The sequence below is a fragment of the Variovorax sp. LARHSF232 genome (assembly GCF_052871435.1).
In genome coordinates this window covers 243957-261799 of record NZ_JBIXJS010000005.1, presented here as the reverse complement: position 1 = coordinate 261799, position 17843 = coordinate 243957, and the positions used below count along the sequence as shown (strand labels likewise).

The 17843-nt window shown below is 66.1% G+C and carries 19 protein-coding genes and 1 tRNA gene; 14 read left to right on the top strand and 6 right to left on the bottom strand.

Features of this window, described 5'->3' with window-relative positions:
• Positions 1–38: 38 nt before the first annotated feature.
• Together ACIPRI_RS15440 and ACIPRI_RS15435 are read left to right on the top strand one after the other, a co-directional pair.
• Positions 39–773 (top strand): phosphonate utilization associated transcriptional regulator, encoded by a 735-nt coding sequence (locus ACIPRI_RS15440; protein ID WP_446622332.1) that lies wholly within the window; start codon positions 39–41, stop codon positions 771–773.
• Positions 770–1633 carry an EamA family transporter gene (locus ACIPRI_RS15435; protein ID WP_446622331.1) on the top strand — a complete coding sequence of 288 codons (864 nt, stop codon included), beginning with the start codon at positions 770–772 and terminating at the stop codon, positions 1631–1633. Before ACIPRI_RS15440 ends, ACIPRI_RS15435 begins: the two co-directional genes overlap by 4 nt.
• Position 1634: 1 nt before the next feature.
• On the opposite strand, the gene ACIPRI_RS15430 is transcribed toward ACIPRI_RS15435, so the two are convergent.
• Positions 1635–3905 (bottom strand): Orn/Lys/Arg family decarboxylase, encoded by a 2271-nt coding sequence (locus tag ACIPRI_RS15430; RefSeq protein ID WP_446622330.1) that lies wholly within the window; start codon positions 3903–3905, stop codon positions 1635–1637.
• A gap of 124 nt (positions 3906–4029) precedes the next feature.
• Here ACIPRI_RS15430 and ACIPRI_RS15425 point away from each other — a divergent pair, with 124 nt between their 5' ends.
• Positions 4030–4455, top strand: a complete 426-nt coding sequence (locus ACIPRI_RS15425) for an NfeD family protein (RefSeq protein ID WP_446622329.1) — start codon at positions 4030–4032, stop codon at positions 4453–4455.
• A gap of 22 nt (positions 4456–4477) precedes the next feature.
• Positions 4478–5401, top strand: coding sequence for an SPFH domain-containing protein (locus tag ACIPRI_RS15420; RefSeq protein ID WP_446622328.1), 924 nt, complete (start codon positions 4478–4480; stop codon positions 5399–5401).
• A 19-nt stretch (positions 5402–5420) separates the two neighbouring features.
• On the opposite strand, the gene ACIPRI_RS15415 is transcribed toward ACIPRI_RS15420, so the two are convergent.
• A complete protein-coding gene (locus ACIPRI_RS15415) occupies positions 5421–6989 on the bottom strand; it encodes an alkaline phosphatase D family protein (protein ID WP_446622327.1) in 1569 nt (522 codons plus the stop codon).
• Positions 6990–7113: 124 nt separating this feature from the next.
• On the opposite strand from ACIPRI_RS15415, the gene ACIPRI_RS15410 reads away from it, so the two are divergent.
• The 4 genes from ACIPRI_RS15410 (at position 7114) to ACIPRI_RS15395 (ending at position 8852) form a co-directional block, all read left to right on the top strand.
• Positions 7114–7204 (top strand) — tRNA-Ser (locus ACIPRI_RS15410).
• A 179-nt stretch (positions 7205–7383) separates the two neighbouring features.
• Positions 7384–8175, top strand: coding sequence for a glycosyltransferase family 25 protein (locus ACIPRI_RS15405; RefSeq protein ID WP_446622326.1), 792 nt, complete (start codon positions 7384–7386; stop codon positions 8173–8175).
• Positions 8176–8287: 112 nt separating this feature from the next.
• The gene (locus ACIPRI_RS15400) at positions 8288–8578 is read left to right on the top strand and encodes a hypothetical protein (RefSeq protein WP_446622325.1); all 291 of its coding nucleotides are present in this window, start codon (positions 8288–8290) and stop codon (positions 8576–8578) included.
• Positions 8579–8627: 49 nt separating this feature from the next.
• A complete protein-coding gene (locus tag ACIPRI_RS15395) occupies positions 8628–8852 on the top strand; it encodes a hypothetical protein (protein ID WP_446622324.1) in 225 nt (74 codons plus the stop codon).
• A gap of 94 nt (positions 8853–8946) precedes the next feature.
• Here the strand turns inward: ACIPRI_RS15395 and ACIPRI_RS15390 are convergent, their stop codons facing one another.
• The 4 genes from ACIPRI_RS15390 to ACIPRI_RS15375 form a co-directional block, all read right to left on the bottom strand.
• Entirely contained in the window at positions 8947–10152 is a 1206-nt protein-coding gene (locus ACIPRI_RS15390; RefSeq protein ID WP_446622323.1) for a branched-chain amino acid ABC transporter substrate-binding protein, read from the bottom strand.
• 136 nt (positions 10153–10288) lie between these two features.
• Positions 10289–10771 carry a hypothetical protein gene (locus tag ACIPRI_RS15385; RefSeq protein WP_446622322.1) on the bottom strand — a complete coding sequence of 161 codons (483 nt, stop codon included), beginning with the start codon at positions 10769–10771 and terminating at the stop codon, positions 10289–10291.
• Positions 10771–11220, bottom strand: a complete 450-nt coding sequence (locus ACIPRI_RS15380) for a DNA polymerase III subunit chi (protein WP_446622321.1) — start codon at positions 11218–11220, stop codon at positions 10771–10773. The genes ACIPRI_RS15385 and ACIPRI_RS15380 overlap by 1 nt, the downstream gene beginning before the upstream one ends.
• Positions 11217–12734: a leucyl aminopeptidase gene (locus tag ACIPRI_RS15375; RefSeq protein WP_446622320.1), complete on the bottom strand. Its 1518-nt coding sequence runs from the start codon at positions 12732–12734 to the stop codon at positions 11217–11219. The genes ACIPRI_RS15380 and ACIPRI_RS15375 overlap by 4 nt, the downstream gene beginning before the upstream one ends.
• 24 nt (positions 12735–12758) lie before the next feature.
• On the opposite strand from ACIPRI_RS15375, the gene lptF reads away from it, so the two are divergent.
• The 6 genes from lptF to ACIPRI_RS15345 all read left to right on the top strand — a co-directional run bounded on the left by lptF (position 12759) and on the right by ACIPRI_RS15345 (position 17820).
• The gene (gene lptF / locus ACIPRI_RS15370; RefSeq protein ID WP_446622319.1) at positions 12759–13874 is read left to right on the top strand and encodes an LPS export ABC transporter permease LptF; all 1116 of its coding nucleotides are present in this window, start codon (positions 12759–12761) and stop codon (positions 13872–13874) included.
• The gene (gene lptG, locus ACIPRI_RS15365; protein WP_446622318.1) at positions 13871–14983 is read left to right on the top strand and encodes an LPS export ABC transporter permease LptG; all 1113 of its coding nucleotides are present in this window, start codon (positions 13871–13873) and stop codon (positions 14981–14983) included. Before lptF ends, lptG begins: the two co-directional genes overlap by 4 nt.
• A 10-nt stretch (positions 14984–14993) precedes the next feature.
• A complete protein-coding gene (locus ACIPRI_RS15360) occupies positions 14994–15362 on the top strand; it encodes a sirohydrochlorin chelatase (protein ID WP_446622317.1) in 369 nt (122 codons plus the stop codon).
• 64 nt (positions 15363–15426) lie between these two features.
• Positions 15427–16368: a CysB family HTH-type transcriptional regulator gene (locus ACIPRI_RS15355; protein ID WP_446622316.1), complete on the top strand. Its 942-nt coding sequence runs from the start codon at positions 15427–15429 to the stop codon at positions 16366–16368.
• An 8-nt stretch (positions 16369–16376) separates the two neighbouring features.
• Positions 16377–17543 (top strand): pyridoxal phosphate-dependent aminotransferase, encoded by a 1167-nt coding sequence (locus tag ACIPRI_RS15350; RefSeq protein ID WP_446622315.1) that lies wholly within the window; start codon positions 16377–16379, stop codon positions 17541–17543.
• A 118-nt stretch (positions 17544–17661) separates the two neighbouring features.
• Positions 17662–17820: a DUF3309 family protein gene (locus ACIPRI_RS15345; protein ID WP_446622314.1), complete on the top strand. Its 159-nt coding sequence runs from the start codon at positions 17662–17664 to the stop codon at positions 17818–17820.
• Positions 17821–17843: the final 23 nt, after the last annotated feature.

Genomic DNA, 17843 nt, shown 5'->3' with positions numbered 1-17843 from the left:
CGTAGACAATCTGCAAGCGACAACCTACGATCTGCGACATGGCCACAACGACCTCCAGCCACCCCGCCATCGCCCAGCTTCAGCGCAATTCGCTCACGAATCTGGTGCAGGCGGAAATCGAACGCATGATCCTGGAGGGCGAACTCCAGTCCGGTGCCAAGCTGACTGAATCGACCCTGGCCGACCGGCTCGGCGTGTCGCGCGGCCCGGTGCGCGAAGCCTTCCGCATGCTGGAGGAATCCGGCCTGGTGCGCACCATCAAGAACCGCGGTGTGTTCGTGCGCGACGTGCCCCTGGAAGAGGCGCTCGATATCTTCGAGGTGCGGGCGGTGATGGACCTGTACGTGGGCCGCAAGCTGGCCCAGGGCATCAGCAGTGCCCAGGTCAAGGAGCTGCGCCAGCTGGTCGATGCCATGGACCAGGCCGTCAAGGGCAGCAACGCGCCCGACTACCACCGCTTCAACCTCAAGTTTCACGACCGGCTGCTGGAGCTGGCGGACAACGCCAAGCTCACCGCCACCTACCGCAAGCTGGTCAACGAGCTATCGCTGTTTCGCCGGCAGAACCTGACGCCCGAGTCGATGGCGGTGTTCACGCGCGAGCACAAGCAGATCGTCAAGGCCATTGCCGCCGGCGACCCGGAAGCCGCCGGCCAGGCGATGTTCCAGCACGTGATGAATAGCCGCGAGCGCACGCTCGAGTACTACCGCAAGAAGAACGCGCCCGTGCAGCAGGCCAAGGGCGGCCCCGCCACCCGGCGCGTGGCGGCGTGAGCGTCCCGGTCCTGCTGGCCGTGCTGTGCGGTGCCTTCCTGCACGCCGGCTGGAACGCCTTCATCAAGGCCGGGCAGGACAAGGCGCTGGACACCGCCCTGGTCCACAGCCTGGGATTCTTCGTCGCCATTCCGCTGCTCCTGGTCGCAGGCCTGCCCGAGCCTGCGGCCTGGCCCTATATGGCCGCCTCGCTGACCATCCACCTGGGCTACTACATCGCGCTGGCAGGCGCCTACAAGTACGGCGACCTGGGCCTGACCTACCCGCTGATGCGCGGCAGCGCGCCGCTGCTGGTGGCGCTGGGCAGCCTGGCCTTCATCGGCGAGGCGCTGTCGAGCCGGGCATGGATCGGCGTGGCGGTGCTGTGCGTCGGCGTGGTGACCCTGGGCCTGTCGCACTCGGCGATGCACGTCGAAGGCGATGCGCACCGCGGGAAGGCATTGGGCTTTGCGCTGGCGAACGCTGCCATCATCGCCATCTACACCGTGATCGACGGCATCGGCGTGCGCCTTTCAGGGAACGCCACCGCCTACGTGGCGGGCCTGTTCCTGTTCGACGGCATTCCCTTCCTGCTGCTGGTGCTGTGGCGCCGCCCCGGGCGGCGCCTGGCCGCGCTGGCCTACATGAAGGGACGCTGGCCGGTGGCCCTGATGGGCACCGTGGCCTCGCTGGGCAGCTATGGCATCGCGCTGTGGGCCATGACGCGCGCGCCAGTCGCGGTGGTGGCGGCCCTGCGCGAAACCTCGGTGCTGTTCGCGGCGCTGATTGGGACCTTGTTCCTGCGCGAGTCCTTCGGCTGGCAGCGCGCAGCCGGCACCTTGGTCATCCTCGCCGGCGTGATGGCGCTGCGCCTGGGCTGACTCAGCCCGCCCGGACGCAATCCGCGTAGTAACGCTTCTTCCCCGTCCCATCCACCTTGGCCACGAGCCCGTGGATGTCCGTCTCGAAGCCCGGGCACTCCTGGTTGAACTGCCGCGCGAACTTGAGGTAATCGACGATCTTCTTGTTGAAGACCTCGCCCGGGATCAGGAGCGGAATGCCGGGCGGGTACGGCGTGATCAGGCTGGTGGTGATGCGGCCTTCCAGCTCGTCGATCTCCACCCGCTCGGTCTTGCGGTGGGCGATGTGGGCGTAGGCGTCGCTGGGCTTCATGGCCGGCGTCAGGTCGCTCAGGTACATCTCGGTGGTCAGGCGCGCCACATCGAACTTGGCGTACAGCTCATGCACGTGCTGGCACAGGTCACGCAGGCCCAGGCGCTCGTAACCCGGATGCGCCTGGCAGAACTCCGGAAGGATCCGCCACATCGGCTGGTTGCGCGCGTAGTCGTCCTTGAACTGCTGCAGCGCCGTCAAGAGTGTGTTCCAGCGGCCCTTGGTGATGCCGATGGTGAACATGATGAAGAAGCTGTACAGGCCCGTCTTCTCCACGATCACGCCATGCTCCGCCAGGAACTTGGTGACGATGCTGGCCGGGATGCCGGTCTTGGCGAACTTGCCGTTCAGGTCCAGGCCGGGCGTGACGATGGTCGACTTGATCGGGTCGAGCATGTTGAAGCCGTCGGCCAGGTTGCCGAAGCCGTGCCACTTGGCCGTGCGCGCCTCGCCCTTGATGATCCAGTCGTCTGCGCGGCCAATGCCTTCCTCGACAAGGCGCTCGGGGCCCCAGACCTTGAACCACCATTCGTCCTTGCCGAACTCGTCTTCCACCTTGCGCATGGCGCGGCGGAAGTCCAGCGCTTCGAGAATGCTTTCTTCCACCAGTGCAGTGCCGCCGGGCGGCTCCATCATGGCTGCCGCCACGTCGCAGCTTGCGATGATCGCGTACTGCGGGCTGGTGGACGAGTGCATCAGGTAGGCCTCATTGAAGAGGTCGCGGTCCAGTTCGCGATTCACCGAATCCTGCACCAGCACGTGGCTGGCCTGGCTGATGCCGGCCAGCAGCTTGTGCGTGGACTGGGTGGCGAATACCAGTGAGTCCTTGGTGCGCTCGCGCCGCTTGCCCATGGCGTGGTAGGTGCCATAGAAGGGATGGAAGGCCGCGTGCGGCAGCCAGGCCTCGTCGAAGTGCAAGGTGTCGACGTACCCGTCGAGCATGGTCTTGATGGTCTCGGTGTTGTAGAGCACGCCGTCGTAGGTGGACTGGGTGATCGTCATCACCCGCGGCTTGACCTTGTCGGCATCCACGTGCGCGAGCAGCGGATTGGCGCGGATCTTTTCCTTGATGGCGCTCTGCTCGAACTCGCTCTTGGGGATCGGGCCGATGATGCCGAAGTGGTTGCGCGTGGGCTTCATGAACACCGGAATCGCGCCGGTCATGATGATCGCGTGCAGGATCGACTTGTGGCAGTTGCGGTCCACCACCACCACGTCGTCCGGCGCCACCGTGTGGTGCCACACCATCTTGTTGCTGGTGCTGGTGCCATTGGTCACGAAGAAGCAGTGGTCGGCGTTGAAGATGCGCGCCGCGTTGCGCTCGCTGGCCGCCACCGGGCCGGTGTGGTCCAGCAACTGGCCGAGCTCTTCCACCGCATTGCAGACGTCGGCACGCAGCATGTTCTCGCCGAAGAACTGATGGAACATCTGGCCCACCGGGCTCTTCAGGAAAGCCACGCCGCCGGAGTGGCCCGGGCAATGCCAGGAATAGGAGCCGTCTTCCGCGTAGTCGATCAACGCCTTGAAGAACGGCGGCTGCACGCCTTCCAGGTAGCTCTTGGCCTCGCGGATGATGTGGCGCGCCACGAACTCCGGCGTGTCCTCGAACATGTGGATGAAGCCGTGCAGCTCGCGCAGGATGTCGTTGGGCAGGTGGCGGCTGGTCTTGGTCTCGCCGTAGATGTAGATCGGCACGTCCGTGTTCTTGCGGCGCACTTCCTCGATGAAGGTGCGCAGGCTCAGCACCGCCGGATCCAGGTCGGGGCCGACCGTGAATTCCTCGTCGTCGATCGACAGGATGAAAGCGCTGGCGCGGCTTTGCTGCTGGGCGAACTGGCTCAGGTCGCCGTAGCTGGTGGCGCCCAGCACCTCGAAGCCCTCGGCCACGATGGCCTGGGCCAGGGCACGGATGCCCAGCCCCGAAGTGTTTTCGGAGCGGTAGTCCTCGTCGATGATGACGATCGGGAAGCGGAATTTCATGGCGGGCGTGCTCCGAACTGGAAACTGAGCAAATGGGGAGGCGGAAGTGTACGGAATTCAGATGACCGGACTGCTGGCGCTTTTGACGCAAAATCGCGCCGTTCGTTTCCAACAGGACATTCAAATGGCCAATTCCACCGTCTGGTGGCTGATCGCCGGCGGCGCCATCGTGCTCGAACTGCTGTCGGGCACCATCTACCTGCTCCTGCTCAGCGCCGGTTTTGCCGCGGCGGCCCTCGCCGCCCACACCGGGGCCGGGCTGTCGACCCAGCTGGTGGTGGCGGCGCTGGTCGGCGTGGGCGCGGTGCTCAGCTGGTACCTGGTTCGGCGCAAGCGGCCGGCGCCGCCGCCCGCCGGGGCCAACCGCGACCTGAACCTGGACATCGGCGAGCAGGTGCACATCGAGGCCTGGAACGCCGACGGCACCGCCAGCGTGCGGCTGCGCGGCGCGCAGTGGACGGCGGTGAGCCGGCCCGGCGTCACGCCCAGCACCGGACCGCACCGGGTTGCCGAAGTGGTCGGCAACCGGCTGGTGGTCGACAAGATTTGAACAACATCAAGAAAGAAGCAGCATGGAAGCCGCAGCCGTCATCCTGGTCATCGCCGTCATCTTCATCAGCCAGTCGGTCAAGTTCGTGCCGCAGCAGAACGCCTGGGTGCGCGAGCGCCTGGGCAAGTACCACGGCACGATGTCGCCCGGGGCCAATTTCCTCATTCCCTTCATCGACAAGGTGGCCTACAAGCACAGCCTGAAGGAGATTCCGCTCGATGTGCCCAGCCAGGTCTGCATCACGCGCGACAACACGCAGCTGCAGGTGGACGGCATCCTGTACTTCCAGGTGACCGATCCGATGCGCGCCAGCTACGGCTCGTCCAACTACATCATTGCCGTGACCCAGCTGGCCCAGACCTCGCTGCGCAGCGTGATCGGCAAGCTGGAGCTGGACAAGACCTTCGAGGAGCGCGATGTGATCAACGCCCAGGTGGTCGCGGCCATCGACGAGGCGGCGCTCAACTGGGGCGTGAAGGTGCTGCGCTACGAGATCAAAGACCTGACGCCGCCCAAGGAAATCCTGCACGCCATGCAGCGCCAGATCACCGCCGAGCGCGAGAAGCGCGCGCTGATCGCGGCCTCCGAAGGCCGCCGGCAGGAGCAGATCAACATCGCCACCGGCGAGCGCGAAGCCTTCATCGCCCGCTCGGAGGGCGAGAAGCAGGCCCAGATCAACAACGCCCAGGGCGAGGCTGCGGCCATCTCGGCGGTGGCGGAAGCGACGGCCGGCGCCATCGAGCGCATTGCCGCCGCCATCCGCCAGCCCGGCGGCGAGCAGGCGGTGCAGCTCAAGGTGGCCGAGCGCGCGGTCGACGCCTACAGCAAGGTGGCGGCGGATGCGACCTCCACCCTGATCGTGCCGAGCAACATGACCGAGACGGCCTCGCTGATCGCCTCGGCCATGCGCATGGTGCAGGCCGGCAAGCCGGCCAGCGCGGCCTGACGCGCCCTCAAGCGCGCCCTCAAGCGCGCTGGGGCGCCAAGGTCTTGGTGTAGAGCGCGGCGCCTTCCAGATCCTTCAGCGTCACGGTCATGGCGCGCGTCCTGGCGTCGATGTCCACCTGGCCGAAGAACTGGAAGCCGGCGGTGGGCGGCGTGTTGGCCGCCGGTGGCGCCTTCTGGTAGACCACCTGCAGGCCGAAGCTGTTGTCCGGCGCGTTGGGGCCGAAGCTGCCGGCGTTGAGCGGGCCCGAAACGAATTCCCAGAAGGGCGAGAAATCGCTGAAGCTGGCCTTTGCGGGGTCGTAGAAGTGGGCCGCCGTGTAGTGCACATCGGCCGTCAGCCACACCACGTTGCGGATGCCGGCACGCTTGATCTCGCGCAGCAGGTAGGCGATCTCCAGTTCGCGCCCCGCCGGCCTGCCGTCGTCGCCGTTGGCCACTGCTTCCCAACGGGGCTTGCCGTCGCCATCCTTGCCATCGGGCACCTGCAGGCCCAGCGGCATGTCGGCCGCGATCACCTTCCACACCGACTTGGAGCGCTTCAGCCCGTCGAGCAGCCACGCGATCTGCGGGCGCCCCAGGAAGGCAGTCTCGGGGCTCTCGCCGGCCTGCATGTTGTGGGTGTTCGGTCCGCGGTAGCTGCGCATGTCGATCACGAACATGTCCAGGAGCGGCCCTTGCGGCAGCTGGCGGTAAACGCGCTCGCGTTCCTGATCGCTGCCCTGGCGCAGCGGCGCATATTCCAGGAAGGCGCGGGTGGCGCGCGCCGTGAGCAAGGGCGCGTTCTTCTCGGTGTAGCGCTTGTCGCCCGACAGGTCCTTGGAATCGGACCAGTTGTTGGTGACTTCGTGGTCGTCCCACTGCCAGATCTGCGGCACCTCGGCTGCCATGCGGCGCACATTGGCGTCCATCAGGTTGTAGCGGTAGCGGCCGCGGAACTCGCCGAGCGTCTCGGCAACCTTGCTGACTTCCTCGGTGACCACATTGGTCCACAAGGTGTCGTCGCCCAGCTTCACCTCCTTGGCGATCGGGCCGTCGGCATAGATGGTGTCGCCGCTGTGCAGGAAGAAGTCCGGGTTCTGCCGGCGCATCTGCTCGTAGATCTTCATGCCGCCCCAGCCCTCGTTGATGCCGAAGCCCTGGCCCGCGGTGTCGCCGCTCCAGACGAATCGGATGTTGCGCGGCTGGCGCACGGACGGCAGCCGCAGGTGGCCCGCCATCGGCTCGGAGAACATGCGCTCGTTGCGCAGGTCCTGCAGCAGCACGCGATAGAACACTTCCTGGCCGTCCGGCAGCTGGGCCAGGTCGAGCCGACCGGTGAAATCCGTGTCTTCCAGCAGATAGGGGCCACGCACGCGGGCGGCGTTGCTGAAGCTGGCGGTGGTGGACCATTCCACCCACATGCGCGCGGGGCGGTCGCTGCGCGTCCACACCAGGGCCTGCTGCGCCGTCGGATCGCCGCTTTGCACGCCGTGCGAAAACTGCGGCCGCGCACCGTCGCGCGTGATGACGGCCGGCGCGGCCTGCGCCATCGCCCTTTGAACCGCCGCCAGCGAGGCGCCGGCCAGCAGAAGACTTCTTCGTTGCATCGCGGGGATCTCCGATCGAGATGGGTCAGTTGCAAGAGGACGAATTGGAGACATGCTGTGTGGCGCAGCGATGACCACCTGATCCGTTCCCGCCCCATTGCGCAATGCTAGAATCGAAGGCTTCGGAGCGGTGGATGAGTGGTTTAAGTCGCACGCCTGGAAAGCGTGTGTGGGTTAATAGCCCACCGCGGGTTCGAATCCCGCCTGCTCCGCCAAATAAAGGCAACCCAAGTTAACAACGGGTCACCACAGCCTGTTGACCCCTCTCGGGTTCTTGGTTGCCGGCAAAGCCGGCACAGGCGCTGCACAGGCGCTGCATTGGCACCGCGCTCGTTCATGAGCGGTTCATCCACGGTGCCTAAATTTCCAGTCTCGTCCCATGGAAATGCTGCCCGTGAACAGTCCTGCCTGCCTGCAAACCTTCGTCATCAATCTCGATCGCTCTCCGGATCGCCTTCAAGTCATGCAAGCGCGCCTGGCTGGCGCCGGCCTGGCATGGGAACGCATCAGTGCAGTCGAAGGCGCCAAGCTCGATCCGTTCGCTTGCCCGGACGTGTGCGTGCCCAGCTATCGCAAGGCGCACGGCAAGGAGCTGAACGCGGCGGAACTGGGCTGCTACCTGTCCCATATCAAGGCGCTGCACGCCTTCCTGGCAGGCCCCGGGGACTTTGCGCTGGTGCTGGAGGATGACGCGGACTTCCCGCCCGACTTCAAGCCCCTGCTGCAGCGGCTCATGGACACCGGCGAGCAATGGGACATCGTGAAGCTCTCCAGCTTCCACTCCGGCACGCCGGTACGCATCGGCAAGCTCTTCGGCGCCTATGAACTCGCCGTGCCGCTGTCGCGCCTAATGAATTCCAACAGCATCCTCTTCAGCCGTCGCGCTGCCCAGGTGCTGGTCGACAAGCTGCTGCCCATGCAACTGCCCTACGACCATGCCCTGGAGCGGGCCAGCATGATGGGCCTGCGCCTGCGCATGGTGACGCCGCTGCCCTGCCCTTCGGACACCGGTCTTTCCAGCACCATCGGCGACCGCCAGCGCCTGCGCCAGTTCAAGCTGCGCTGGTATCGCCGCGCACCGGCCATGCTGTTTCGGACCCGCACGGAACTGCTGCGCGTCTACCATGGCCTGACGCACGTGCTGCGGGCCTACACCCAGCAGTCGCCCAGCCGCCAAACGCACTGATCGCGCTGATCGGGCGCCTGCCTCCTCCGCGCCCCTGCCCCGACCAAGCCCCGCCTGCCGGGGCTTTGTTCTTTGTTGTATGTTCGGTGCTCCCCAACCTCTTCGGAGCCCCATGCGCCTTCGCCATTCGACGACGACGACCGCCGCCTTTTGCTGTCTTCTTGCGGCCTGCACCGTCAGCACCCCTGGCAGCCAGGCCACGCCCCAAGGACAGAACGACTGCGCCGCCGCGGCCGCGCGCCGCTTCAAGCAGCCCGCCGACACCTTCCGTGTTGACGGCTCCGCCATCACCACTTCGGCCGATCTGTACGAGGTGCGCCTGACCAACACCAGCACCGGTCGCCGGTTGAAATGCACCGTGGACCAGAACGGCATCGTCACAGACCTGATCGAGCTTCGCTAGGGCCTGTGAACAGGCCCTAGGCTATGCTTTGGCGGCGAGGACCGACGTGATGAGCAACCTGACACCCAATCCTTCCGATTTCAACGACAGCGACCTGGCGCAACTGGCGCACCACTGGCGCGCGCGGGCGCTGCGGGGCGAGCGCGAGGCCTTCGGCGTGGCGCAGACCTTCGAGGTCGAGCAGCGGCGCCGCTTGCGCGACAGCGCCTACCTCGATCTGGCGCCGGTCACGACCGAGTACCAGCCCGGCCGCCCCTGGTGGAAGTTCTGGTAGGCCGGCTCAGCCAGGCACTCACAAAAGAAAAAAGGGCCCGAAGGCCCTTTCTTTTTTGGAGGAGCCGCGCGGCCCCTCGTCCATCAACTGATGCTCAGCGCACCACGGCGATCTGCGTACGCTGGCCACCCTTGTAGGTGTAGAGCGTCAGGGCGCCGTTCTTGATGTCGCCCTTCTCGTCGAAGGTGATCGGGCCGGTGATGCCCTTGTACTGAACCTTGCTCACTTCGGGCAGGTACTTCTCGGGTTCGGCCGAACCGGCCTTGACCATGGCTTCAGCCAACACCATCACGGCGTCGTAGACGTAGGGTGCATAGATCTGCACGTCCACGCCGTTCTTGGCCTTGAACTTGGTCTTGAAGTCTTCCATCGGCTGCTTGAAGTCACCTTCAACGCCGCCGGCTTCGGCGCACACGACCATCTCTTCGCCCACGGCATCGCCGGCCAGCTTGGCCAGCTCGCCCGTGCACAGGCCGTCGCCGCCCATGAACTTGACGTTCATGCCCAGCTGCTTGACCTGCTTGAGCATCGGGCCGCCGACGGCGTCCATGCCGCCGAAGAACAGCACGTCGGGCTTCTCGCCCTTGAGCTTGGTCAGGATGGCGTTGAAGTCGGTCGACTTGTCGGTGGTGAACTCGTGGCCGACGATGTTGGCGCCGGCGGCCTTGGCGGCCTTCTCGAATTCTTCGGCGACGCCCTGGCCATAGGCGGTGCGGTCATCGATCACGGCGATGTTCTTGCCCTTGAGCGTTTCGACGGCGTACTTGCCGAGCGTGCCGCCCAGTTGGGTGTCGTCAGCCACCACGCGGAAGGTGGTCTTGAAGCCCTGGCGGGTGTACTTGGGGTTGGTCGCCGAAGGCGAAACCTGCGGGATGCCGGCGTCGCTGTACAGCTTGGAAGCCGGGATGGTGGTGCCCGAATTCAGGTGACCGACCACACCGTTGACCTTGCTGTCGACCAGCTTCTGCGCGACGGCCGTGCCCTGCTTGGGGTCGGCGGCATCGTCTTCAGCCAGCAGTTCGAACTTGGCAACCTTGTCGCCGATCTTCACGCCCTTGGCATTCAGGTCTTCGATCGCCATCTTGGCGCCCAGCTCGTTGTCCTTGCCCAGGTGGGCAATGGCACCGCTGGTGGGGCCGACGTGGCCGATCTTCACGACGAGGGTTGCAGCGGGAGGCGCAGCCGCAGGCGCTGCCGCAGTGGGCGCTGGCGCAGAGGCCGGCGCAGCGGCTTCTTCCTTCTTGCCGCAAGCCACGAGCGTCAATGCTGCCAGAGCTACTGCTGTCCATTTCAATTGCATGGGAAACCTCCAGGGTGGATATAGAAAGAATTAGAGAGACCAAAAACAACCGGTCGTGAGACCGGGCGCATTGACGGAGCAATTTCCGCGCCGCGCCAATTCGTTAGCGCCCTCGCGCCAAAGAATGCGGCGCAGTTTAGCCCAAGGAAGGGGGTCCAAAAGGCGGCGTAGACCCTGGGGTTTCCGATAGTTCCTGGGCCAGCGCTTCGACCACGAGCGCGCGCAAAACAGCCTCGATTTCGCTGCGCAACTTCGGCAGCATGGCATCGAGCTGGCGCTGCACTGCCGCCGAGACGGTGTCGGTCAGGCGCTCTTCCAGCGAGAAGTCGACGCGCTGCAGGACGCGGTGCAGCAGTTGCTCTTCGAGCCTGAAGGCGTCTTCTTCCGACACCTTCATCGCGGCCGCTGCACGCGGGGCCGGCGCCGGGGCGGCGCGGACGATGGCGCCGAAGTTGAAGTCCTCGAACAAGTTGCCGCCGCTGGCCGGCTCGGCCGGCGATGCGAGCGGCGTCTGTGTCGGCGTCTCTGCCGGCGGCTCGACCGGCAGTTCGGGCGGAATCTCGACCACCGTGGTCAAGGTGGGAACGAAACGCGGCGGCGTACGGTTGGAACTGGCCATCAGGCATTGCCTCCCGCCGGGCTCGCGAAGGGGTCCTGATGGCGAATGCCATAGCCCCGGTCCTTGTAGTGGCGCCAGCGCGCCCGGCCGGCGCCGCGCGAGGCCTCGTCGCCGCCCACCAGTTCGATCAGCCGCTCGAAGCGCTCGAAGCCGGACGGAATCTCGTGCCCCAGGTTCACCAGCACCGAGCGATGCGGCAAGGCGCCATCGGCCGCCGTCGCCAGCACCACCGGCGAGCGCTGCAGCACCTGCGCCGGCGCATCCGCGCGGCAGTGCGCCAGGAAATCGGTCGGCGTTGCCTGCCAGAGCGCGGCATCGACGGCCTCCAGCGCGGCCGGCTCGCCGGTGACGACCAGCTTTGCACCGCCTTGCAGCACGCCCTTGCGCAGCAGGCGGCAGGCGTAGTCCAGCCGGTCGGGCAGGTTGAAGCGAAACTCGATCTCGGTCACGCTGCCGACCGCGCCTTGCGGCCCGTCTTCTTGCCCGCCGGCTGCTTGGCCCTTCCACTTGCAGCGCCTGCAGTGCCGGCAGCGCGCTCCAGCAGGTAGGACAGCAGCAGGCCCACCGGCCGGCCGGTCGAGCCCTTGGCCGCACCGCTCTTCCAGGCGGTGCCCGCAATGTCCAGATGCGCCCACGGGTAGTCGAGCGCGAACTTCTGCAGGAACTTCGCCGCAGTCACCGCACCGCCGGCGCGGCCGGCCACGTTGGCCATGTCGGCAAAGTTGCTCTTCAAGCCTTCGCTGTATTCATCGTCCAGCGGCATGCGCCAGCAGCGGTCCAGCGATGCCTCGCCGGCCTTCTCGAGCGCACTGGCCAGCGCATCGTCGGCCGAGAACAGGCCGCTGCGCACCCCGCCCAGCGCGATCACGCAGGCGCCGGTCAGGGTGGCGATGTCGATCACCGCGGCCGGCGAGAAGCGCTTGGCATAGGTGAGCGCGTCGGACAGGATCAGGCGGCCTTCGGCATCGGTGTTGAGCACCTCGATGGTCTGGCCGCTCATGCTCTTGAGCACGTCGCCCGGCTTGATCGCCTTGCCGTCGTTCATGTTCTCGCACGCCGGAATCAGGCCGACCACGTTGAGCGCCGGCTGCAGTTCGCCCAGCGCACGGAACACGCCCAGCACGCTGGCGGCGCCGCACATGTCGAACTTCATCTCGTCCATCTCGGCCGCCGGCTTGAGCGAGACGCCGCCGGTGTCGAAGGTGATGCCCTTGCCCACCAGCACCACCGGCGCTTCGCCCTTGGGGCCGCCGTTGTAGTTCAGCACAATGAAGCGCAGCGGCTCGCTGGCGCCCTGGGCCACGCCGGCGAAGGCGCCCATGCCCAGCTTGACGATGTCCTTGTGGTCCAGCACCTCGCACTTGATCTTCGGCAGCTTGCCCAGGCCGCGCGCGGCGTCGGCCAGGACGGTGGGCGTGCAATGGTTGGCGGGACGGTTGCCCCACTCCTTGGCGAACTCGATGCCGGTCGCGGTGGCCACGGCCTCGTCGAAGGCGGCCTTCAGCGCCGGCGCGTCGGCCACGCCCACCAGCACGTCGCGCACGCTGTTGGGCTCGGCCTTGGAGGTGGTGGTGAGGTAGACGTAGCAGGCCTCGGACGCCGCCAGCACCGCCGCGCGCAGGCCGGCGGCATCGGGTGCCTGGGCGAACACGATGGCCAGGCGCTTGGGCTTGCCGGCCTTCGCGGCGCCGACGGCGGCCAGCACGGCGCTGCGCACCGAGGCCGGCTTGCCGTCGCCCAACGAAGCCAGCACCACGCTGCGCGATGCGCCTGCCAGCGGCTTGTAAAGGGCGAGGGTCTTGCCGGCCTTGTCGGGCAGGTCGCCCGCCTTGCGGGCCTCGCTGGCCAGGCGGGCCAGCGGGTCCTGCCCGGCAATGGCGCCGTCGGCAAAAAGGACGATCAATGCGTCGGCCTTTTCGGCCACAGCCCGAGAAAGAGTGAGGGTCTTAAGTTGAAAGTCCATAATCTTTTTCTTTTCTCTGTGTCGATGTTATTCCAATCCTCCCTGCGCAAGGAACTGTCACGCAGCTTCGGCGCGACCTTCGTCGTGCTCTTCACCATCGTGGTGACGATGATGCTGATCCGCACGCTGCGCCTTGCCGCCAAGGGCAGCGTGAATCCGTCCGAGGTGTTCCTGGTCCTGTCCTATACCTCGCTGGGCTACCTGCCCACCATCCTCAGCCTGTGCCTGTTCATCGCGATCGTGTCCACGCTGTCGCGCATGTACCGCGACAGCGAGATGGTGATCTGGTTCTCCAGCGGCCAGGGGCTGGGCAACTTTATCCGACCGCTGTTCCAGTTCTCCTGGCCGATCCTGATCCTGATCGCGGTGCTGGCCCTGGTGGGCTGGCCCTGGGCCAACTCGCAGACCCAGGGCATGCGCGACCGCTACCAGAGCCGCGGCGACCTCGACCGCGTGGCGCCGGGCGAGTTCCAGGAATCGCCGGGCCGCAACCGCGTGTTCTTCATCGACAAGGACACGGCTGACGGCACCACGGCCTCCAACATCTTCGTGTCCGAAGTGGAGCGCGACACGCAGATCGTCACCTCTGCCCAGACCGGCAAGATCGAGACCATCGACCAGACCCGCTACCTGATGCTGCGCAATGGCCAGCGGCTGGAGCGTCCGCTCGACAAGTCGGAACTGCAGATCAGCGAATTCGATGTCTATGGCGCCAAGGTCGGCGGCAGCTCCAAGGGCAGCGTGCCGCGCTCCGAGCGCCCGCGCGTGCGTCCCACGCTGGATCTGCTGCGCAATCCAACGCCGCCCCACCTGGGGCAGTTCAGCTGGCGCATCGGCATGCTGCTGGCAGCCATCAACTTCGTCTTGCTGGCGCTTGCCGTGACCAGCGTCAATCCCCGCGTGGGGCGCAGCGGCAGCATGCTGTTCGCGCTCTTTGCCTTCGTCATCTACTACAACCTTCTCAACCTGGGCGAGAGCTGGGTCGGCTCGGGGCAGTTCGGGCTGGCGGCCTACCTGGTGCTGCTGCATGGCGGCGTGCTGGTGGGCACGCTGCTGTGGCTGGCCAAGCGCCACTACAACTGGAGCCTGGCGTTGCCGCGGCCGCGCCTGGCGCCCGTCATCGCCAAGGCGCAATCGTGAAAACCATCCGTCGACTGATCTACAGCGAGGTGCTCAAGTCCGTGGGCTTCGTCACCCTGGGCTTTCTGTGCCTGTTCTTCTTCTTCGACTTCGTCGACGAACTGCAGTCCCTCGGCAAGGACGACGCACTGGGCTATGGCGTGCCGCAGGCGCTGCTGCTCGTGGCCTTGCTGATTCCCAACCACCTGTACGAGTTGCTGCCCATTGCCGTCTTGATCGGCACCATCTTCGTGATGGCGCGGCTCGCCCAAAGCTCCGAATACACCATCCTTCGCACCAGCGGCCTGGGGCCCTGGCGGGCGCTGCGCACCCTGCTGGTACTGGGGATCGGCTTCGTGTTCCTCACCTTCGCCATCGGCGACTACTTGACGCCGGCCGCCGACCGCGTGTCGCAGCTCGTGCAGACACGCTACAAGGGCATCTATTCCAGCTCCGGCTCCACCGGCGCCTGGCTCAAGGAAAAAGAGGGCGACAAGTCCTATGCGGTGAACGTGGCGTCGATTTCGCGCGACGGCAGCCTGGCGAACCCGCGCATCTTCGAGTTCGACGATCGCGGCTTTCTCAGCGGCTTGACCAGCGCGCAGTCGGCGCGCATTACCAAGGACGGCGAGTGGCATCTCTCGCAGGTGGAGCGCCAGAGCTACAAGACGCGAGGGCCGGCAGACGGCGCGCGCATCGAGATCGTGAGCATGCCCAGCTTCACCTGGCCCAGCTCGCTGACCACCGAGATGGTCTCGGTGGCGCTGCTCAAGCCGGACCGCATGAGCACGGCCGCCCTGTTCGAATATGTGCGCCACCTCGACGCCAACGGCCAGACCGCGCAGCGCTACGAGATCGAGTTCTGGCGCAAGGTGTTCTACCCCTTGTCCTGCCTGGTGATGGTGGTGCTGGCGCTGCCTTTCGCCTACCTGCACTTCAGACAGAGCGGCATCACGACCTACGTGTTCGGCGGCGTGATGATCGGCATCAGCTTCTTCCTGCTGAACAACGTGTTCGGCTACATCGGCAACCTGGGCAACTGGCCGCCGATGCTGACCTCGGCCGCGCCGGGGCTGATCTATTCGCTGATGTCGCTGGCAGCCTTCGGCTGGCTGGTGATACGCCGATAGGCGCGCGCCCATGAAGACGTTCCGCGGCATCGTGCTGTTTGCACACGGCTCGCGCGATGCGCGCTGGCGCGCACCGGTGGAGGCGGTGGCGGCGCGCATCGGCGCGCTGGCACCGGATGTCGCCGTGCGCTGCGCCTACCTGGAGGCCGCCACGCCGGACCTGTCCACGGCGGTCGATGAACTGGCCGGCGCCGGCGTGCAGGCCGTCGACGTGCTGCCTATCTTTCTGGGCGTGGGCAAGCACCTGCGGGAAGACCTTCCGCGCCTCATCGACGCGATGCGCGAGGCGCGTCCAGAGCTGGCCCTGCGCCTGCGTCCGGCCGTGGGCGAGACGCCCGAACTGATCGAGGCGCTGGCCCGGATCGCGCTCGAAAATTGAGACCTCGCGGCTCATTCGATAGATTCCGAAGGCATAATGATTGCCAAAGAAAGACGGAATCGTTATGAATTTGCACCAGTTCAAATTTGTTCAGGAAGCCGTGCGCCGCAACCTGAACCTGACCGAAGCGGCCAAGGCGCTGCACACCTCCCAGCCGGGCGTGTCCAAGGCCATCATCGAACTGGAAGAAGAGCTGGGCGTGGAAATCTTCGCCCGCCACGGCAAGCGTCTCAAGCGTGTGACAGAGCCGGGCCAGCACGTGATCGCCAGCATCGAGCTGATCATGCGCGAGGTGGGCAACCTGCGCCGCATCGGCGAGCAGTTCAGCGCACAGGACAGCGGCACCCTGTCGATTGCCACCACGCACACCCAGGCACGCTACGTGCTGCCGGTGCCGGTGGCCAAGCTGCGCGAGGCTTATCCCAAGGTCAACGTCAGCCTGCACCAGGGCTCGCCCGACCAGGTGGCGCGCATGGTGCTCGACGAGGTGGCCGAGATCGGCATCGCCACCGAATCGCTGGGCGACTACCCGGATCTGGTCACCCTGCCCTGCTACGAATGGCAGCACGTGCTGGTGCTGCCCAAGGACCACCCACTGGCCGAGCGCGAACGCATCTCGCTCGAAGACCTGGCGGCCGAGCCGATCATCACCTACCACCCGTCGTTCACCGGCCGCACACGCATCGACCATGCCTTTGCGCAGAAGAAGCTGACGCCGCGCATCGCGCTGGAGGCCATCGACTCCGACGTCATCAAGACCTATGTGCGCCTGGGCCTGGGCGTGGGCATCGTGGCCGAGATGGCGGTGCGCGACGATTCCAACGCCGACCTGGTGGTGCGCCCCATGGGCCACGTGTTCGGCCAGAACATCGCGCGCGTGGCCTTCAAGAAGAGCGCCTACCTGCGCAACTTCGTGTTCCGCTTTGCCGAGCTGCTGTCCGACCGGCTCGACCGACACCTGATCGCCAAGGCCCTTTCCGGCCACCATCAAGACTACGACCTGTAAGCACCGTGATGAGCAACGTGAGCGCCCGTACCCCCGCCATCGACACCAAGCTGCCCGCCGTGGGCACCACCATCTTCACCGTGATGTCGCAGCTGGCGGCCGAGAAGAACGCGGTCAACCTGGGCCAGGGCTTCCCGGATTTCGGCTGCGACCCGAAGCTTCTGGAAGACGTCACGGCCGCCATGGCTGCTGGCCACAACCAGTACCCGCCGATGCCGGGCATCCCGGCCTTGCGCGAAGCCATATCGGCCAAGATCGAGGCGCTGTACGGCCACCGCTACCGCGCGGCCGACGAGATCACCGTCACCGCCGGCGCCACCCAGGCCATCATCACCGCCATCCTGGCGATCGTGCGCCCGGGCGACGAGGTGATCGTGCTGGAGCCCTGCTACGACAGCTACGTGCCCAACATCGACCTGGCCGGCGGCAAGGTGGTGCGGGTGCCGCTGACGCCAGGCACCTTCCGGCCGGACTTCGGCAAGATCGCCGCGGCGCTCACATCGCGCACGCGGGCGATCATCATCAACACGCCGCACAACCCCAGTGCCACCGTCTGGACCGCGGCCGAGATGCGCCAGCTCGAGGAACTGCTGGCGCCGACGGACGTGTTCGTCATCAGCGACGAGGTCTACGAGCACATGGTCTACGGCGAAGGCGGTCATCAAAGCGCCGCCGCCTTCCCCGGCCTGGCGGCGCGCAGCTTCATCGTCAGCAGCTTCGGCAAGACCTATCACGTGACCGGCTGGAAGGTGGGCTACGTGGCGGCGCCGGCGCCGCTCACGGCCGAATTCCGGAAAGTGCACCAGTTCAACGTGTTCACCGTCAACACGCCGATGCAGCACGCGCTGGCGGCCTTCATGGCCGACCGCAAGCCCTACATGGAGCTGCCCGCCTTCTACCAGCGCAAGCGCGACCTGTTCGCCGCAGGCCTGGCCAAGACGCGCCTGAAGCTGCTGCCGGCCCAGGGAACCTACTTCCAGTGCGTGGACATCTCCGAAGTCAGCGACAAGAGCGAAGCCGACTTCTGCCTGTGGCTCACCAGCGAGATCGGCGTGGCCGCCATTCCGCTGTCGGCCTTCTACGGCGACGGCTTCGATCAGCGCGTGGTGCGCTTCTGCTTCGCCAAGAAGGACGAGACGCTCCACACCGCGCTGGAGCGGCTGGCCAAGCTCTAAAGCGGCTTGGCTGACACCATTGGTAGGACTCGCCTGACCGACGAAGGGCGCGGCATGCCCTAGCTGCCGGGCAGGCTCGCCGCCACCATGGGGCATCCATCAACAACGGAGAAGCCTCATGTCCTTGTCGTTGATCCTGCTGATCGTGCTGATCCTGCTGTTGATCGGCGCACTGCCCAGCTGGGGCTACAGCCGTGGCTGGGGCTACATGCCCAGTGGCGGCGTCGGCCTGGTGCTGCTGATCGTGCTCATCCTGGCGCTGCTTGGACACATCTAGCGAAACTGGCACTTGGGGCACGC

Bases quoted from the DNA above. Each gene is read 5' to 3' on its own strand.
- ACIPRI_RS15440 (WP_446622332.1), top strand. From the start codon at position 39: ATGGCCACAACGACCTCCAGCCACCCCGCCATCGCCCAGCTTCAGCGC.
- ACIPRI_RS15430 (WP_446622330.1), bottom strand. From the start codon at position 3,905: ATGAAATTCCGCTTCCCGATCGTCATCATCGACGAGGACTACCGCTCC.
- ACIPRI_RS15425 (WP_446622329.1), top strand. From the start codon at position 4,030: ATGGCCAATTCCACCGTCTGGTGGCTGATCGCCGGCGGCGCCATCGTG.
- ACIPRI_RS15420 (WP_446622328.1), top strand. From the start codon at position 4,478: ATGGAAGCCGCAGCCGTCATCCTGGTCATCGCCGTCATCTTCATCAGC.
- ACIPRI_RS15415 (WP_446622327.1), bottom strand. From the start codon at position 6,989: ATGCAACGAAGAAGTCTTCTGCTGGCCGGCGCCTCGCTGGCGGCGGTT.
- ACIPRI_RS15400 (WP_446622325.1), top strand. From the start codon at position 8,288: ATGCGCCTTCGCCATTCGACGACGACGACCGCCGCCTTTTGCTGTCTT.
- ACIPRI_RS15395 (WP_446622324.1), top strand. From the start codon at position 8,628: ATGAGCAACCTGACACCCAATCCTTCCGATTTCAACGACAGCGACCTG.
- ACIPRI_RS15390 (WP_446622323.1), bottom strand. From the start codon at position 10,152: ATGCAATTGAAATGGACAGCAGTAGCTCTGGCAGCATTGACGCTCGTG.
- ACIPRI_RS15385 (WP_446622322.1), bottom strand. From the start codon at position 10,771: ATGGCCAGTTCCAACCGTACGCCGCCGCGTTTCGTTCCCACCTTGACC.
- ACIPRI_RS15375 (WP_446622320.1), bottom strand. From the start codon at position 12,734: ATGGACTTTCAACTTAAGACCCTCACTCTTTCTCGGGCTGTGGCCGAA.
- lptF (WP_446622319.1), top strand. From the start codon at position 12,759: ATGTTATTCCAATCCTCCCTGCGCAAGGAACTGTCACGCAGCTTCGGC.
- ACIPRI_RS15360 (WP_446622317.1), top strand. From the start codon at position 14,994: ATGAAGACGTTCCGCGGCATCGTGCTGTTTGCACACGGCTCGCGCGAT.
- ACIPRI_RS15355 (WP_446622316.1), top strand. From the start codon at position 15,427: ATGAATTTGCACCAGTTCAAATTTGTTCAGGAAGCCGTGCGCCGCAAC.
- ACIPRI_RS15350 (WP_446622315.1), top strand. From the start codon at position 16,377: ATGAGCAACGTGAGCGCCCGTACCCCCGCCATCGACACCAAGCTGCCC.
- ACIPRI_RS15345 (WP_446622314.1), top strand. From the start codon at position 17,662: ATGTCCTTGTCGTTGATCCTGCTGATCGTGCTGATCCTGCTGTTGATC.